Annotated in this window: 15 protein-coding genes; 7 read left to right on the plus strand and 8 right to left on the minus strand. The window is 65.6% G+C overall.

The window, feature by feature from the left end:
- Positions 1-22: 22 nt before the first annotated feature.
- Positions 23-1831 carry an AMP-dependent synthetase/ligase gene (locus tag JCQ34_RS07470; RefSeq protein ID WP_286403312.1) on the minus strand — a complete coding sequence of 603 codons (1809 nt, stop codon included), beginning with the start codon at positions 1829-1831 and terminating at the stop codon, positions 23-25.
- A gap of 171 nt (positions 1832-2002) precedes the next feature.
- On the opposite strand from JCQ34_RS07470, the gene JCQ34_RS07475 reads away from it, so the two are divergent.
- A complete protein-coding gene (locus JCQ34_RS07475; protein ID WP_286403314.1) occupies positions 2003-3091 on the plus strand; it encodes an ROK family glucokinase in 1089 nt (362 codons plus the stop codon).
- A gap of 54 nt (positions 3092-3145) precedes the next feature.
- On the opposite strand, the gene JCQ34_RS07480 is transcribed toward JCQ34_RS07475, so the two are convergent.
- Genes JCQ34_RS07480 through JCQ34_RS07490 form a run of 3 tightly spaced genes read right to left on the minus strand, consistent with a single transcriptional unit; the run spans position 3146 to position 5281 of the window.
- Complete coding sequence (locus JCQ34_RS07480) at positions 3146-3703, minus strand: hypothetical protein (RefSeq protein ID WP_286403316.1); 558 nt, start codon at positions 3701-3703, stop codon at positions 3146-3148.
- A complete protein-coding gene (locus JCQ34_RS07485; RefSeq protein ID WP_286403318.1) occupies positions 3690-4496 on the minus strand; it encodes an alpha/beta hydrolase in 807 nt (268 codons plus the stop codon). Before JCQ34_RS07485 ends, JCQ34_RS07480 begins: the two co-directional genes overlap by 14 nt.
- The gene (locus tag JCQ34_RS07490; RefSeq protein WP_286403320.1) at positions 4493-5281 is read right to left on the minus strand and encodes an alpha/beta hydrolase; all 789 of its coding nucleotides are present in this window, start codon (positions 5279-5281) and stop codon (positions 4493-4495) included. Before JCQ34_RS07490 ends, JCQ34_RS07485 begins: the two co-directional genes overlap by 4 nt.
- Before the next feature lie 111 nt (positions 5282-5392).
- On the opposite strand from JCQ34_RS07490, the gene JCQ34_RS07495 reads away from it, so the two are divergent.
- Entirely contained in the window at positions 5393-6217 is an 825-nt protein-coding gene (locus JCQ34_RS07495; RefSeq protein WP_286403322.1) for a lysophospholipid acyltransferase family protein, read from the plus strand.
- Positions 6218-6316: 99 nt separating this feature from the next.
- Complete coding sequence (locus JCQ34_RS07500) at positions 6317-7708, plus strand: class II 3-deoxy-7-phosphoheptulonate synthase (RefSeq protein WP_286403324.1); 1392 nt, start codon at positions 6317-6319, stop codon at positions 7706-7708.
- A 45-nt stretch (positions 7709-7753) separates the two neighbouring features.
- Here the strand turns inward: JCQ34_RS07500 and pknB are convergent, their stop codons facing one another.
- Together pknB and JCQ34_RS07510 are read right to left on the minus strand one after the other, a co-directional pair.
- Positions 7754-9850 carry a Stk1 family PASTA domain-containing Ser/Thr kinase gene (gene pknB / locus JCQ34_RS07505; protein ID WP_286403325.1) on the minus strand — a complete coding sequence of 699 codons (2097 nt, stop codon included), beginning with the start codon at positions 9848-9850 and terminating at the stop codon, positions 7754-7756.
- Positions 9851-9951: 101 nt separating this feature from the next.
- Positions 9952-11340, minus strand: a complete 1389-nt coding sequence (locus JCQ34_RS07510) for a lytic transglycosylase domain-containing protein (protein WP_286403326.1) — start codon at positions 11338-11340, stop codon at positions 9952-9954.
- A gap of 249 nt (positions 11341-11589) precedes the next feature.
- Here JCQ34_RS07510 and JCQ34_RS07515 point away from each other — a divergent pair, with 249 nt between their 5' ends.
- The gene (locus JCQ34_RS07515; protein ID WP_286403327.1) at positions 11590-11943 is read left to right on the plus strand and encodes an Rv2175c family DNA-binding protein; all 354 of its coding nucleotides are present in this window, start codon (positions 11590-11592) and stop codon (positions 11941-11943) included.
- Positions 11944-11952: 9 nt separating this feature from the next.
- Here JCQ34_RS07515 and JCQ34_RS07520 read toward each other — a convergent pair whose 3' ends face one another.
- Together JCQ34_RS07520 and JCQ34_RS07525 are read right to left on the minus strand one after the other, a co-directional pair.
- Entirely contained in the window at positions 11953-13047 is a 1095-nt protein-coding gene (locus tag JCQ34_RS07520) for a polyprenyl synthetase family protein (protein ID WP_286403329.1), read from the minus strand.
- Positions 13044-13568, minus strand: a complete 525-nt coding sequence (locus JCQ34_RS07525) for a hypothetical protein (RefSeq protein WP_286403331.1) — start codon at positions 13566-13568, stop codon at positions 13044-13046. The genes JCQ34_RS07520 and JCQ34_RS07525 overlap by 4 nt, the downstream gene beginning before the upstream one ends.
- Before the next feature lie 123 nt (positions 13569-13691).
- Between JCQ34_RS07525 and dinB the strand changes: the two genes are divergently transcribed.
- From dinB to mraZ, 3 genes are all read left to right on the plus strand, one after another.
- Positions 13692-14924 carry a DNA polymerase IV gene (gene dinB / locus JCQ34_RS07530; RefSeq protein WP_286404366.1) on the plus strand — a complete coding sequence of 411 codons (1233 nt, stop codon included), beginning with the start codon at positions 13692-13694 and terminating at the stop codon, positions 14922-14924.
- A 251-nt stretch (positions 14925-15175) separates the two neighbouring features.
- Positions 15176-15547 (plus strand): DUF3040 domain-containing protein, encoded by a 372-nt coding sequence (locus tag JCQ34_RS07535; RefSeq protein ID WP_286403332.1) that lies wholly within the window; start codon positions 15176-15178, stop codon positions 15545-15547.
- Positions 15548-15899: 352 nt separating this feature from the next.
- A complete protein-coding gene (gene mraZ / locus JCQ34_RS07540; protein ID WP_018763545.1) occupies positions 15900-16328 on the plus strand; it encodes a division/cell wall cluster transcriptional repressor MraZ in 429 nt (142 codons plus the stop codon).
- Positions 16329-16415 lie beyond the last annotated feature (87 nt).

Consider the following 16415-nt stretch of genomic DNA (forward strand, 5'->3'; position numbering starts at 1 on the left):
GACCCTTTCGTTGTTGTAGGCGTCAGGGGCGCGGGGCTGAGTACATCTCTTCGATGACGGTTTCGAAGTCCTTCATGACCTGTGCCCTTTTCACCTTCATGGACGGGGTCAGGTGGCCGGACGCTTCGGTGAAGTCGGCCGGGACAATGCGGAAGGACTTGATGGCCTCGGCCTGGGAAACTGATGTGTTGGCTGCGGTGATCAGGTCCTGGACTGCCGCCTTCACCACGGGGTTGGCGGCTGCCTGCTCCAGCGTGGTGTCTGCGGGGAGGTTGTGGCGCTGGAGCCAGCCCGGCAGGGCTTCCTGGTCCAGGGTTACGAGGGCCCCGATGAAGGGCCTGTTGTCGCCCACCACGAGCACCTGTGACACCAGGGCGTCGGCCCGGATCTGGTCTTCGAGCAGGGCAGGTATGACGTTCTTGCCGCCGGCGGTGACGATGATTTCCTTCTTGCGGCCGGTAATCCAGACGAAGCCCTCGTCATCCAGTCGGCCGATGTCCCCGGTGTGGAACCAGCCGTCAGTGAAGGCTTCTGCGGTGAGGTCATCCCGCTGGTAGTAGCCCCGCATGACGCAGACGCCCTTGGCCAGGATCTCGCCGTCGTCGGCAATCTTCACCGCGTTGCCCGGCAGCGGCTTGCCCACCGAGCCGATCTTGATCCGCGACGGCGTATTCACCGTGATGGGGGCGGTGGTCTCGGTGAGGCCGTAGCCCTCCAGCACCTGCAGGCCGATGCCCTGGAAGAAGTGCCCCAGCCGCTCGCCCAGGGGGCCGCCGCCGGACACCGCGTGGGCCACGTGTCCACCCATGGCCGCCCGCAGCTTGCCGTAGACCAGCTTGTCGAACAAAGCGTGCCGCAGCTTCAGGCCCAGCCCCACCCGTCCGTCCTGCCGGGCCTTCGAGAAGGCGATGGCGGTTTCGGCGGCGCGGTGGAAGATGGCGCCCTTGCCGCCGTCCTCTGCCTTGGTCAGCGCGGAGTTGTAAACCTTCTCGAAGACCCTGGGCACGGCCAGGATGAAGGTCGGTTCGTAGCTCTGCAGGTCGGCCAGCAGGTTCTTGATATCAGGGGTGTGGGCCACCGTGGTTCCGGCGGCCATGGCCAGGACCGAGATGTAGCGGGCGAACACATGGGCCAGAGGCAGGAACATGATGGTCTTGGCCTTCTCATGGACGATCTCGCCGATGATGGCCAGGGCGTTGTCCGAGAGTTCCACGAAGTTGCCGTGCGTGAGCTCGCAGCCTTTGGGACGTCCGGTGGTTCCGGAGGTGTAGATGATGGTGGCCACATCGTGGAGCCCGGCTGCGCTGCGGCGGGATTCCAGCTGGTCATCACTGACGTCCCGGCCCGCCTCCCGGAGGCTGTCCAAGCCGTTGCCCTCGAGCTGCCACACGTGCTGGACCGCTGTGAGCCCTTCGGCGGTGACGGCCTGGCGGATGACGTTCTCGTGGTGGGCGGATTCGCCGAAAGCGGCAACGGCGCCGGAGTCCCCGAGATTCCAGGCGACCTGGGAGGGGGATGAGGTCTCATAGATTGGAACGGAAACTGCGCCGGCGAACCAGATGGAGAAGTCCACCAGGGACCACTCGTAGCGGGTACGGGACATGATGCCCACACGGTCCCCGGCGCCCACTCCGCTGGCGATCAGGCCTTTGGCCAGCGCCTTGACGTCAGCGAGGAACTCGGAGGCTGGGACGTCGCGCCAGGAACCTGCCGGGTCCAGGCGGGAAAACAGTGCCGGATTGCTGGGCTTCTCCGCCTGCCGCAACACCAGGTCGGTGATGTTGGTTTCCGGCGGGACAACAACCAGGGGCGGAACACTGAATTCGCGCACTATAGCTCCTTTGATATCTGAAGTCCCGCGCAGGGGGTTGCCTAAAGACTAGTACCCCGGGCGGAACAGTGCAGTACATAAACCTACTGGCGAGTAACTTAGCCGTCAATGGACGCGGCGTGCGGCCTGATATGTCAAGACAATCTTGCCGCCCGCCTAGAATGGTGGACTATGTACGGACCGTTGCCCGGCGATCAGGCCGGCCCCCTGAAAAGACCAGCCCCCTGGCGCCGCCGTCCCGCCACCTACCGCGCCGGACAGCTCCATGGCGGATCCGGTGGACATCTCCGCCTGGGCCGCAAGGGACTGGCCATCGGGATAGATATCGGTGGAACGAAGGTAGCCGCGGGTGTGGTGGATGCAGAGGGGCGCATCCTCAGCGAGGCCCGCCGCTCCACTCCCGGAACGGATCCCCGCGCGGTGGAGCAGGTCATCGTGGAACTGGTGGAGGAGCTCAGCCAGGGGCACCGAATCTGGTCTGTGGGCATCGGCGCTGCCGGGTGGATGGACCTGGCCGGCGGAACCGTCCTCTTCAGCCCACACCTCGCCTGGCGCAACGAGCCGTTGCGTGGGAACCTCCAGCGGCTGCTCCGACGGCCGGTACTCCTGACCAACGACGCCGACGCGGCAGCATGGGCCGAGTGGCGCTTCGGTGCCGGCCAGGGGGAGGCCCGGCTGGTCTGCATCACGCTGGGCACCGGTATTGGCGGTGCCATGGTGATGGACGGCAGGGTGGAGCGCGGCCGGTTCGGCGTGGCAGGGGAGTTCGGCCACCAGATCATCATGCCCGGCGGCCACCGGTGCGAATGCGGCAACCGTGGATGCTGGGAACAGTATGCGTCCGGCAACGCCCTGGGGCGGGAAGCGAGGCTGCTGGCCCGGTCCAACTCGCCGGTGGCGCAGGACCTGCTGGCAGCCGTGCACGGACATCCCGAAGCTATCACCGGCGCCATCGTGACCGAATTGGCATTGGCCGGCGACCGCGCTTCCCGCGAGCTGATCGAGGAAGTCGGGGAATGGCTTGGACTTGGTCTGGCCAACCTGGCGGCAGCCCTGGACCCGGGCCTCTTCGTGATCGGCGGCGGCCTCTGCTCGGCCGGCGACCTGCTGGTGGAGCCCGCCCGCAAAGCCTTCGCCCGTAACCTGACGGGCCGGGGCTTCCGCCCGGCCGCGGGCATCGAGCTTGCGGCCCTGGGTCCCAACGCGGGGCTCATCGGCGCCGCGGACCTTTCGCGAGTCAGCAGCCGCGTCCGCAGCTGACCGCGGGGCTTGTTGGCTACAACTTAGCTGACGACGACGGCGGGCCGGGGCGCGCTACACCCTGGCGCCGTCGTCGTCCCCGTTCTTTTCCTGCGGCAGCTTCATGATCAGGTACACCGTCCCAAGGACGAACGCGGCAACGATGCCGACAATGGCCAGCAGGGGCGCCGAGCGCCAGAACATCGCCGACAACAGCAGTGCCACGGGGCCACCCACGGCACCGAGCCAGGCCAGCATGGTCAGCGGCTCGGTGCCGGCCAGGCTGGGCGGTTCCTCCGGCACGAACTCTTCGTCGCCGTCGTCCAGTTCATAGTCCCTGGGACCCTCCGGGGCGGCGCTTGCGCCCTGCCCTCCTGCCTCCGCCTGGCGTTCCGCCGCGGACAGTTCGGCAGGGGCAGTCCCAGCCAGGCCCAGCGGATCGAAGTCGCGGAAGGAGGGCGCCACCGGCGTTTCCGGGGCGGTTTCCGTCCCGGCGGGCGGCTGTTCCCCGGCTCCGGGGGAATCGGGGCGTATCGCCACCGCGTCCGACTCAAGCCGTGCCACCAGGTCCAGCCATACGGCGTCGTCCTGGTTGGCCCCCTGGTCAGGCTGTTCCGAGTCAGGCCTGTTCACCGCGCACCTCCTGTCCTGACCGTGCAGGGCTGGCCGCCGTTATCTGCAGCACGCGCCGGATAAAGTCCACTGAACCCTCGAAGATGCGGTCGGCGTCGTTGTCCAGGGTGGCCACGTGGTAGCTGTTCTCAAGCCGGACCACTTCCAGTTGGGCATGCGACAGGCCGCGCCGCAGGACGTCCATGCTCGCATCAGACACCACGTGGTCCACGGTGGAGCGGTAAACCTGGACGGGGGCTGTGACCCGGGGAAGGAGCCGGACCGTGTCCTTGAACATCTTGTTCAATTCGTGGGCCGCGGCCACGGGCGTGCGGGCATAGGCGCCCTCATCCACCCCCGCTTTAAGGATGTCGTTGCCAATCGATGGGGTGCTCTTCAAAACCAGCTTGAGGAGTCCGGCCAGCGGCGCCCTCGGATCGTCAATCACCAGGCCGGGGTTCACCAGCAGCACACCAGCCACGGGGCGGGTGGCGGCGACGCGCAGGGCGAGGGCCCCGCCCATGCTCAGGCCGGCTGCGAAAACCTGGTCGCATTCGGTGTCCAATTCCAGGAAGGCATCATCCAGGGCGCCGTGCCATTGCTGCCAGCGGGTGCGGGCAAGCTCCTGCCACGTGGTCCCATGCCCCGGCAGCAGAGGCATCCGGACGGCGAAACCGGCCGCCGCGAATGCCTGGGCCCAGGCGCGAAGGCCATGCGGGCTCCCCGTGAAGCCGTGGGACAGCACCACTCCCGTGCGCGGCCCTTCGCCGCTGAAGGCGCTGCTGAACGGGCTGTGGTCCGGACCGGACGTCATGGCGTCTCCAAGGTAGTGGTGCGGCGGGCGTGCCCGGCGATAAATTCGCCCGATCCGGCGAAGATGGCGGGCGCGTCAACGTCCAGAGTAGCCACATGTCCGCTGCTGGCAAGCTCCTCCACCTCCACGAGGTTCGCGCCCAGCCCTTTCCGCAGCAGGGCCAGGGAGGTGGGCGGCACCACGGCGTCCGTGCGGGACTTGAAAACCTGGACGGGAGCGTCCACGCTGGGCAGGCCGCGCACGGCTGCACGGAACAGTTTCTTCAGCTCGTGCACCGCAGACAGGGGAGTCAGCGCGTAGTCGCCGTCGTCGGTTGCGGGGGCGCCGGTCTGGTCCTCCTGGAGGGGGACGGTGGTGCGCTGGACGTATTTAAGGAGGCCGATGATCCGGACGCGCCAGTCGTAGAAGCTCAGGCCCGGGTTGACCACGCTGACCCCCGCCACCGGATGGCGGGCAGCAGCAAGGAGTGCGATGGCACCGCCCATCGACAGGCCCGCGGTGAAGCAGGCGTCCGTCCGCGCAGCAAGGTCAAGGTAAGCCTTTTCGTAGCTGCGGTACCAGTCCTTCCAGCCGGTCAGTGCGAGTTGGCGCCAGTCTGTCCCGTGCCCGGGGAGGAGGGGTACGGTCACCGCGTACCCGAGGTCCGCAAGGTGCTGCGCCCACGGCATGATGCTCAGCGGGCTGCCCGTAAATCCATGGCATAAGGCCACCCCGATGCGGGCATTGGCGCCGTGGCCTGGATAGCTGAAAGCGGCCGGACGGGGCGGAATGCTGCTTTCAGTCATGACTCCATCGTGTCACTGTTCCACCCAAATCTCACTAGAGTAGGGTTGCATTGAATCGCTGGCCAGGCCCGATGCGGGGACTGGAAGCTGCCTTCCGGAGAGGTTCACCACGTGTTCTATTGGGTCATGAAAAGGATCTTCCTCGGTCCGGTGATCAAGCTGCTTTTTCGGCCCTGGGTCAAAGGCCTGGACAACATCCCGGCGCAGGGGGCGGCCATCATCGCTTCTAACCACCTCTCGTTTTCCGATTCGATCTTCATGCCCCTCATGGTGCGCCGGCCCGTGGTCTTCCTGGCAAAATCGGAGTACTTCACCGGGACGGGCATCAAGGGCAGGCTGACAGCCGCGTTCTTCCGCCTCACCAACCAGCTGCCCATGGACAGGTCCGGCGGCGCGGCTTCCGCCGCATCCTTGAATGCGGGAATGGAAGTGCTCAACGCAGGCGGCCTGCTGGGCATCTACCCCGAGGGCACGCGGAGCCCCGATGGGCGGATGTACCGCGGAAAGGTGGGCGTGGCCAGGCTGGCACTGCAGGCGGGCGTCCCCGTCATCCCCGTTGCCATGATCGGCACCGACAAAGTGCAGCCCATTGGCAAAAGGCTGCCCAACATCCGAAGGATCGGCATGATCTTCGGTGAACCCCTGGACTTCAGCCAGTACCGGGAGCAGGCCGAGGACAGGACGGTCCAGCGCACGGTCACGGACGAGATCATGTCCAGCCTGCTGCGGCTCTCGGGGCAGGAGTACGTGGACGAATATGCGGCCGTGGTGAAACTTCGGCTGGCCGGCAAGCCCGGGGAAGCAAAGGCGGCAGCCGAGCCCCTGGCCGCCCCGGTGGCAGCCGAGGGAGAGTTCGTGCTGGACACCGGTGCCGGCAGTCCGGCCGCCGGGCCTCCTGACGTGGAGGACGACGCCGGCAGAACAGCGGCGGGATAGGGGAACCTTCGCGGGGGACACACCGCAGTTGTGACGGGCAGAGCCGGCAGCGTGACGCCCCGGTGCCCTCCGGCGTCCCCCTGCCGCTAGTCTTAGAGGGTGACTGAGCTATCTGCAAAACCCGCCTTTTCGCTGTCCAGCACCGCCCAGAGCGGAGCGGCCAACTATCCCGGACTGGACCACTGGCGGGACCTCCCCATTTCCCAGCAGCCCAGCTGGCAGGACCGGGAAGTCTTTGATGCGTCTGTGAAGGAGTTGTCCGTCCTTCCGCCGCTGGTATTCGCAGGCGAAGTGGACGTGCTTCGTGAGCGGCTGGCCGCTGCGGCCCAGGGCAAGGCGTTCCTGCTGCAGGGCGGCGACTGCGCGGAAACCTTCGAAGCCGCTACGGCGGACAAGATCAGCGCCCGCGTCAAGACCATCCTCCAGATGGCCGTGGTGCTCACCTACGGTGCGGCCATGCCCGTAATCAAGATGGGCCGGATGGCAGGCCAATTCGCCAAACCCCGTTCCTCCAACGACGAAACCCGCGACGGCGTCACCCTGCCGGCCTACCGCGGCGACATCGTCAACGGCTACGAGTTCACCCCGGAATCCCGCGGACACGACGCCTCCCGTATGCTGCGCGCGTACCACACCTCCGCGTCCACCCTGAACCTCATCCGGGCCTTCACACAGGGCGGCTTCGCGGACCTTCGCTCCGTCCACCAGTGGAACAAGGGGTTCACCGAGAATCCCGCGCACGCCCGTTACGAGTCGCTGGCCAGGGACATCGACCGTGCCATCAAGTTCATGGACTCCTGCGGCGCCGACTTCGAGGCACTCAAGCGGGTCGAGTTCTTCGCAAGCCACGAGGCCCTGCTGCTGGATTACGAACGGGCCCTGACCCGCATCGACTCCCGCACCGGCTTCCCCTACGACACCTCCGCGCACTTCCTGTGGATCGGGGAACGCACCCGCGAACTGGACCACGCCCACGTCGACTTCCTGTCACGCGTGCGCAACCCCATCGGCGTCAAGCTCGGCCCTTCCACCACCGGCGATGACGCCCTGCGCCTGATCGACAAGCTGGACCCGGACCGCGAGCCCGGCCGCCTGACGTTCATCACCCGCATGGGCGCCGGCAACATCCGTGAAAAGCTGCCCGCCGTCGTCGAGAAGGTCACCGCCTCGGGCGCGCAGGTCCTGTGGGTCACCGACCCCATGCACGGCAACACGGTCACCTCGCCCAACGGCTACAAGACACGAAATTTCGACGACGTCATCGACGAAGTGCGCGGGTTCTTCGAGGTACACCACGGCTTGGGGACGGTGCCGGGTGGCCTCCACGTGGAGATGACCGGCGACGACGTGGCCGAATGCCTGGGCGGCGCGGACCCGATCGACCAGGATGCGTTCCTGGACCGTTACGAGTCTGTCTGCGATCCGCGACTGAACCACATGCAGTCCCTCGAAATGGCCTTCCTGGTGGCCGGCGCCCTCGCCAAGCACTAGGGACACCACTGCCAAAGGTGGGCCGGCGGTGCCGGCCCACCTTTGCTATACCACGGTGATGGTGACGACCGAGCCCTCCGGGACCTCCCGGTCCACCGGCGACTGGTCCCGCACGGTGCCGAAGAAACCACCGAGGATGTTATTTACCCGGACCTGGAAACCCAGTGCCTCCAGCGCCTTGCGCGCCTCGGAGGCCTGCTTGCCAATGTAGCTGGGGACGTTCACCATTCTGGGGCCCTTGGAGATGGTCAAGGTCACCGTCCCGCCCCTGGTCAGTGTCCCGTTGGCCGGGGACTGGCTGGCCACGTCGCCCTCCGGGACGTTCCGGTCGAACACCTCATCCGGGGCCACCCGGGCTGTAAGGCCCGCGGCCTCGATTGCCGCCACGGCGTCATCCTCGGACTTACCTATGACGGAGGGAACTGCAATCGGCTGTGGACCCTTGGAAACCGCAAGTGCCACGGGGGTGCCATGACGTGCGGGGGTGCCGGCTGCCGGGTCCTGCGACAGGACGATGCCCGCCTCCGCGTCTTCATCGAACTTTTCGGCCACGGTCCCCAGGGCCATCTGCGCCGCGTTCAGGGAACTCTTTGCTTGGTCCAGCGTGCCACCGGTGAGGTTCGGCAAGGGAAACAGCTGAGGACCCTTGGAGACCAGCAGGGAGACGGGCTGGAACTTCCGGATCTCGGTCCCCGCAGCCGGCTCACTGCCCACCACCAGTCCGGAGGGCACCTCGTCGTCGAACACATCGCTCGTCGTGGAACGGAAACCCACCCCGCTCAGGACCTGCTGGGCCTGGGCCACTGTCTTGTTGGCTACGGCGGGTACGGCGGCGGCCGCGCCGGGCCCCATGCCGAAAAACCATCCCGCGCCGGTGGCCAGCAATGCGGCGAGGATCAGGACCAGGACCCAGAGGACGCCGCGTCGCCGTGGGTTTCCCTCCCGCAGCGTACGCACCGGGGTGGCAGCGGCCACGGCCCGGAGTTTTTCGTCTTCCTTGTCGGCACGGCGCTGGGCCCGTTTGCCCAGCCGGGGCGGCGGGGGAGACCACTCGCCGTCCGAATCGTCGTCGTCGGGCAGTGCCAGCCCGGGGCGCTGGTGGTAGGCCACGCGGGCGGTGTGAGCCTGTCCTTCGTCCACCGTGTGCTGTCCGGGCGTTAAGTGCCCGGGCGGGTGCGGCGGCGCAGCAGGCCGCGAAGGCGGCAGCAACGTTGTCGGGTTGCTGGCGCGCGCCAGGACCTCGGTGTGGTGCTGCGACGCGGGACCAACCGCTGCGGGCGGCAGCAGGTCGAGTTCGGCGTCCGTGAGGTGGGTCCGGATATGCCGCAGTTCCTGAAGCAGCGCGTTGCCGTCCACCGGCCGGTTCTCGGGATCATTGGCCGTGCACCACTGCACCAGCTCGTCCACCTCTCCCGCCAGACCGGGCACCTGGTCCGACGGCGGCCCAACCGTCCCGTTGACGTGCTGGTAGGCCACCTGGATGGGAACCTCGCCCTCGAACGGCTGCCGGCCGGTCAGCATTTCATACAGCATGATCCCCACGGAATAGACATCGCTGCGCGCGTCTGCCGGCTTGCCCAAAACCAGCTCCGGTGAGATGTAGGCCACCGTCCCGATCAGCGCTCCGGTGCTGGTTGAACTGGTGACGGCACGGGCCAGGCCAAAATCACCGATCTTGATCCTGCCGTCATCGGCGATCAGGACATTTTCGGGCTTCACATCACGATGGATGAAACCCGCTGCGTGCGCCGCGCCCAAACCCTCCACCACGGGATCAATCAGTGCCAGCGCCAGCCTGGGCGGCAGGGCGCCCCGGTCCCGGATGACATCCCTGAGCGTGTGGCCCTTGATGTACTCCATGACAAGGTAGGCCGTGGTGCCGTCATTGCCTTGGTCCAGGACGCCCACCACGTGGGGATGCGACAGCCGGGCAGCTGCCTTTGCTTCCCGGCCCAGCCTGCCAAGGAAGTTCTCGTCAGCAGCAAGGTGCGGATGCAGCACCTTGAGCGCCACTTCGCGGTCCAGCCTCTGGTCCACGGCGAGATAGACAGTTGACATGCCGCCGCGGGCAAGCCTGGAGATGACTGCGTAGCGGTTGTCCACCAGCGTCCCTGCAACGGGGTCCGACACGTGTTCCTGCACCTTATGATCCTAATCCCGCAGCAAAACGCGCCCGAAACGAAAGCGGGTCCGAACCGGTAACGGTTCGGACCCGCACTACTGCACTGGTCAGTGTCAGGAGCTCACCTGAAGTTCTTCTGGTGGGCCTTGATCGCTGCAAGGTATGCCTTGGTGTCGTCGTACATGCCGTACTTGCTCACCGAGTACTGGCCCTGGTAGTAACCGGCGATCGCAGTGTCCTGGTCCTTGCTGGTGGCCAGCAGCTGCCGGATGATGGCCACGCCGGCTGCGGCGTTGTCGTAAGGGTCCAGCAGGTTCAGCTTCCGTCCCACCAGGTCCGACGCCCACTGACCGGAGCTGGGAATGACCTGCATGGTGCCGATTGCGTTCGCCGGTGATACGGCGCGCTGGTTGAAACCGGACTCCTGGAAGGCAAAGGCAAGGGCCAGGGAAGTATCCACACCCATGCGGCGCGCCGTGTCGGCAACGATGTTCTTCATCTCCTCCCGCGAGGGAACGGGTGAAGCGTTCAGCAAAGCTTTGTTCTCATTGGCCGAGCTGACAACAGCAGCCGGGTAGCTGAATCCGAGGAACGAGCTGGGCACCAGGGGAGCAGCAGCCGGCTGGGGTGCCGCGGGCTGCGCTGCCGGCTGGCCGGAGCCACCGGGGATGACCAGTTTGCTGCCTGGATAAATGATGGTGCTCATGCTCAGCTTGTTGGCAGACAGCAGGTCCGACAGCTTTACGCCGTTGCGGGATGCAATGGCCGAGAGTGTGTCGCCGGCTTTGATCGTGTAGGACCCTGTTGCCGGTGCCGAGGTGCTGGCCAGGGCGGCGGGTGCGGGTGCTGGAGCCGCCGGCGCGGGTGCGGCCGGAGCAGGGGCGGACCCGCCGCCCACCTTGATCTTCTGTCCGGGATAGATGATGGAACGCATGGAGAGGTTGTTCCATGTGAAGACATCCGACAGCGCCACGTTGTGCCTGGCCGCGATGGCGCCCAGGGTGTCGCCGGACTTCACTGTATAGGTTGCCCCGGTGCCGGGCGCCGGGGCTGCAGGGGCAGCGGCGGGCGCAGGCGCGGGTGCGGCGGGAGCAGGCGAACCGGACAGCTTGAGCTTCTGGCCAGGGTAAATGATGGTGTTGGCCTGCAGGTTGTTCAGCTTGAGGATCTCACCCGTGTCCAGGCCGAAACGGCCCGCGATAGCGCTGACCGTATCGCCGCGGACGATCGTGTACTCGGCGGGGGCCGCCGGCTGGGCCGGCTGGAATGCTGCCGGAATGGTGGTGGAGACTACAGAAGCCGGGATCACAGCGCCGGCTGCCTTCGCGTCGGCTTGGGCCTTCATTGCAGCTGCGAGGCTGCTGGGGATGCTCCGCGCGGGCTGCTGCGCTGCAGCGGGCTGGGCAAGGGCCAGGGATGACAGGACGACCGCTGGCAGTGCCGCGGTGGTGGCGGCAATCATCGGCAGACTCGGCTTGGGGGGCTGCTTGGGCGAGCGGGACATCGTCATCGGAAAGAATCCTCTTCTCAACTGCGGGTGCGGACGCGGACGGGGATGCCGCTGTCAATCTTGATACTACTGTGACTTAAGTTATTCGTGTTACAACTGTGATGAATGTGAATCTCTCATGAATTTGCGATTAGCACAAGAAATTCCTGATTCCGTGTAATGCCTTCTTTTCGGGAGTGTCCGCAGGCCAGGGCCGGAATGAATTGCCCCGACTAGGCGCCGGGGCGGGCCACATGGCAACCTTGATCCGTGAGTAATGTAGAAAACCTGGTGGGCGAGTGGTTGCCACTGCCCGATGTCGCCCGTTTATTGGATGTTTCCATCACCAAGGTCCACAGCCTTATTGATGAACGTGCGCTGGCGGCGCTGCGGGTGGGGGAACGAAAAATCCGGTCCGTTCCGGCCGAATTCATCCAGGACGGCCAGGTGGTGGACAGCCTGAAGGGCACCATTGTGGTGTTGGCTGACGCCGGTTACTCGGACGAGGACCTTATTGTCTGGCTGTTTACTGCCGACGAGTCACTGCGCGGCCGCCCTATAGATGCCCTGCGCGAAGGCCGCAAGACCGAAATCAGGCGCAGGGCCCAGACCCTGGCCTGGTAAACGTCCGCCTCAGGAGGCTCGGCTGACGGCCGCTTCAGCCAGCTTCCGCAGCGCGGTTTTGGGCAACTCCTCCAAGGGGAGCCCGTCAAGTGCCTCGAAGGCCGCAGCGCCGAATTCACTAATAAGGACCTCGGTGGCCTGCAACGCTCCGGAATCCTCGATGATGCGCCGGATTTCCACGATGTCATCGTCCGAAAGCCCGGGGCTGCCCAGGCTCGCATCAATGAATGCGGACTCTTCAGGGGAAGCCTGGGCCAGGGCGAGGGCCACCAGGACAGTGCGCTTTCCTTCGCGCAAATCGTCGCCTGCCGGTTTGCCGGTGGTGACAGGATCGCCAAACACGCCAAGGACGTCATCGCGGAGCTGGAAGGCTTCGCCGAGTGGAAGGGCGAAGGCGGAATAGCCGCGGAGCAATTCATTCGTTGCTCCGGCGAGGGCTCCGCCCAGGGCCAGGGGGTGCTCGGTGGAGTATTTGGCGCTCTTGAACCGGATGATGGACTGCGCCCTTCCGACCGCCCCCGCCCGGTCCCGGACAGGTCCCGCCACTTCCTCCAGGATGTCCAGGTACTGGCCGGCCATGACCTCTGCGCGCATCAGGTTGAAAATCAGCCTCGCCCTGCTTCCCGACGCAGCCCGTTCGCCGATATCGGTAAACGCCTCCTCGCTGAAGGACAGGCAAAGATCGCCCGCAAGGATGGCTGCCGCCTGGCCAAACCGTTCGCTGTCCAGGGCCCAGCCCTGGGAGGTATGCAGCTGGCTGAAGCGCCGATGCACGCTGGGACCACCGCGCCGGGTGTCGGAGCGGTCGATGATGTCGTCGTGGATCAATGCGGCGGCCTGGAACAGCTCAAGCGCAGCGCCGGCTGTGACCACCTGGCTGGCTCCGGCCTCGCCCCCTGCGCCGCGCCAGCCCCAGTAGCACATCAGGGCACGGAGGCGCTTGCCGCCGGTGACCAGGTTCGAGATGGAACCCATGATTGGTTCGATATCCGGGGAGATGCCGGACATTACTGACTGCCTCTCGGTCAGGAACCCAGTCAGTTCGCCTGCCACACCCGCCACGAAGTCGGCTTGTTCATTCCGTAGCTGCTCTGCCCCGGTCACTTGGCTGACTCAGCTGCCACGTTGGCGCCGATGGTGAACGTGGAAACGCCGGCGGCTTCAACCACTGAGAGGTTGACGGTCTCGTTGTCACCGCGGACGAAATCCTTGGAAGCGACTCCGCCCACCTTGTCCCCGGGGACGGCCTTGAAGCCTTGGCCTTCCAAGGCTTTTGTATAGAAGTCAAGGACGGAGGCGGTGGGGGCCGTGACGGTCCCGACAAGGGCGGCCGTGGCCGGGGCGGAGGCCTTGTCGAAGCTGCTGGACACGACTGTTGCCCCGGTCATCAGGGGGAGGAGCTGCTGCGGAAAGCCCGCCACCACCGCGCCGACCGTCGCGGAGGTATTCGGTGACGCCGACGGGCTGGGAGCGGCCGTGAGGGTGGACTGGGTGGCAGCAACGGACGCGGACTGGGATGGCTCTGCCTGTCCGGATGGGGTCTGGCTGCAGGCGGCCAGGGCCAGCACCGCCGCAGCGGCAAGCGCGGCCAAGCCTGCTGGCTTAGAGATTCCAATAGCCGTCACAGAGACTTTCCTCCTGGTGTTGTTGGCAAAACCAGCCTCCAGTTTAGCCAGCCTGCGCTGCGCCCCTGACAAACAGCAAAGCCGCCACAAGCCGATAGGATTGCAGCCGTGGGGCCCGCAGGTATGAACCAGCCATCAGCCGCGCGCCCCCAGGGGCGCAGGCGCACATGCATCATGCACGTGGACATGGATGCTTTCTTCGTTTCCGTGGAGCTCAGGACGCGCCCCGAACTTCGCGGCAAGCCCGTGATAGTGGGCTTCCCGGGAGAGCGCTCAGTTGTCCTCTCCGGCTCCTACGAGGCCCGCGCCTTCGGGGTGAAATCCGCAATGCCCATGGCCGTGGCCATGCGCATGTGCCCGCAGGCGGTGGTCATTGAACCCCGGCACAAGCTCTATTACGAGGTGTCGGGGCAGCTGATGGCCATCTTCGAATCCATCACCGGGCTCGTGGAGCCGCTTAGCGTGGACGAGGCGTTCCTGGACGTCACCGGCGCACTCCGCCGGCTGGGGCCGCCCAGGGGAATCGGTGAGCTGATCCGCCGTCGGGTCGCCGCGGAGCTGGGCATCACTGCCTCCGTGGGGATCGCAGAGACCAAATTCGTAGCGAAGATTGCCTCCACCCGATGCAAGCCCGACGGGCTCCTGCTTATCGGACCGGATGAAACCGTGCCGTATCTGCACAGCCTCCCCGTGGGTGCACTGTGGGGTGTGGGCGCCAAGACCGGGGAGGTCCTGGCGAAGATGGGAATCAGGACGGTGGCGGACGTTGCCGCAACACCGGTGTCCTCGCTCAAGAAGGTCCTGGGGGCCACCGGGGAGCATGTGCACCAGCTTGCCTGGGGCATCGACCCCCGACCGGTTACCCCGGTGCGGCTGGAGAAGAGCATCGGAGCCGAAGAGACCTTTGCCACGGATACCGACGACGAGGCACTCCTTCGCCGTGAACTCCTGCGGCTCTCGCACCGCACCGCCGCCCGGTTGCGGAGCTCCGGAATGGTGGCCAGGACAGTGGCGCTGAAGCTGCGCTTCGCCGATTTTTCCACGGTAACCCGCAGCAGGACGGTGCATACTCCGGTGGACAGCGCCCAGCTGATCTACGCAGTGGCGCTGCAGCTCCTGGAGTCGCTCGGAACCAGGGCCATGGCCGTAAGGCTCGTTGGAGTCCGGGCGGAGCAGCTCGAGGAGGCAGCGCGCACGTCGCTCCAGCTAAGCATCGACCGCCGGGACGAGAACTGGAGGGCGGCCGAGCAGGCCCTTGATGAGGTGACCCGGAGGTTTGGCAGCAAGTCTGTCCTGCCCGCACGTCTGATGGAGCCGGAAAACCGGCCCGGAGACGGCACGCAACGGCCTGCCTGACGGGTTCGCCGAAGTCATTGCCGTCTTTCAGATCAGCCCTCAACAATCTATCCTTATAGATACATAGTTTCGAGTGAATGGACTTACTGCCGGACCCTCTTGGACATGCTCCCGCTCCCGCGACCGCATGCTGAATTCCCGTTTTGCCACGGCCGGCAAAACGGGGAACTTACCAGCAACGGCAGGCGTTCTACGGAGTAGAAGTAGTGGCTGGGATCAGCCCGGACGTTGGCCTACAAAAGGAGGTCGTGATGCCGCTGTCGGAGCACGAACAGAAGCTGCTTGAGCAGCTTGAGAAGCAGCTTCACGAGGACGACCCGAAGTTCGCGAACTCAATGGGTTCGGACCCCGGGCGTTCATGGTCCACGAGGCATGTTGTTATTGGGGTCCTGTGCGCGCTGGCAGGTGTCTTCCTCTTGCTGGTCGGTGTCACCCTCCAGAACATCTTCGTCGGGGTCCTGGGCTTCGTGGTCATGGGCGGCGGAGTGTACTTCGCCACAATGCGAAGTTCCCGTGGGGGTTCTGCCGCCAAGGGCGGGGGAACAAAGCCAGGCAAGCAACGGAGTTCATTCATGAGCAGCCTGGAAGAGCGCTGGGACGAGCGCCGCAGGGGGGAGCCGTAACCACCTTGGGACTCCGCGTCCCACGTCCCTCCATTCCGCTCCCCTGATACAGGGGGAGCGCCCGTGAAGACCCGCTACGGCGGGTCTTTTCGCGTTTAAGGAACACAGTCCACGCATTCTGCCGGTGCCCGGCCACTGAGGGATTCGCTTGGGCCCAGCAAGGCCAAAAGCCCTCCACTTTCCACCACCACGCGTATTTCCCGCCATTTCAGGCCTTTCATCCCATAATTACAGCGCCGCAGGAGCCGTTTTGCGTTGACTGTGGTGGAAAGTGGAGTAATGTGGAGGACATAAGAGGGTGGTTGCAACATAGGGGATGTGCAGTTCCTGACAGCGGACAGGCGGTGGGCCAGTGTTTCTGGGCACTCACTCGCCGCGTCTGGATGAAAAGGGGCGGATCATTCTCCCCGCTAAGTTCCGCGAGGAGCTTGCCAGCGGCCTGGTGCTCACAAGGGGCCAGGAACGTTGCATCTACGTCTTCAGTGAGAAGGAATTTGCACGGGTTCACGAGCAAATGCGGGAGGCGCCAATTTCCTCCAAGCAGGCACGTGACTACATCCGCGTATTTCTCTCTGGAGCCTCTGACGAGGTACCTGACAAGCAGGGGCGCGTGACCATTCCACCGGCGCTCCGGGAGTATGCAGGACTCGGAAGGGAACTTGCCGTCATCGGCGCCGGTACCCGCGCCGAGATCTGGGACGCCCAGGCTTGGAATGAGTACCTCGCGGAGAAGGAGACGGCCTTTTCCGAAACTGACGATCCCATTCCAGGCATTCTCTGAATCCCGGAGCGGGGCAGCAGGTGGTTTCTTGGATGAGATCTCCAGCCGGCCCACCGGCTGCCAACCTGGCTCACCTTCCCCGGAGCC

Source organism: Pseudarthrobacter defluvii (assembly GCF_030323865.1).
Lineage (GTDB): Bacteria > Actinomycetota > Actinomycetes > Actinomycetales > Micrococcaceae > Arthrobacter > Arthrobacter sedimenti.

Bases quoted from the DNA above. Each gene is read 5' to 3' on its own strand.
- JCQ34_RS07485 (WP_286403318.1), bottom strand. From the start codon at position 4,496: ATGACGTCCGGTCCGGACCACAGCCCGTTCAGCAGCGCCTTCAGCGGC.
- JCQ34_RS07510 (WP_286403326.1), bottom strand. From the start codon at position 11,340: ATGACGATGTCCCGCTCGCCCAAGCAGCCCCCCAAGCCGAGTCTGCCG.
- JCQ34_RS07535 (WP_286403332.1), top strand. From the start codon at position 15,176: ATGCCGCTGTCGGAGCACGAACAGAAGCTGCTTGAGCAGCTTGAGAAG.
- JCQ34_RS07490 (WP_286403320.1), bottom strand. From the start codon at position 5,281: ATGACTGAAAGCAGCATTCCGCCCCGTCCGGCCGCTTTCAGCTATCCA.
- dinB (WP_286404366.1), top strand. From the start codon at position 13,692: ATGAACCAGCCATCAGCCGCGCGCCCCCAGGGGCGCAGGCGCACATGC.
- JCQ34_RS07475 (WP_286403314.1), top strand. From the start codon at position 2,003: ATGTACGGACCGTTGCCCGGCGATCAGGCCGGCCCCCTGAAAAGACCA.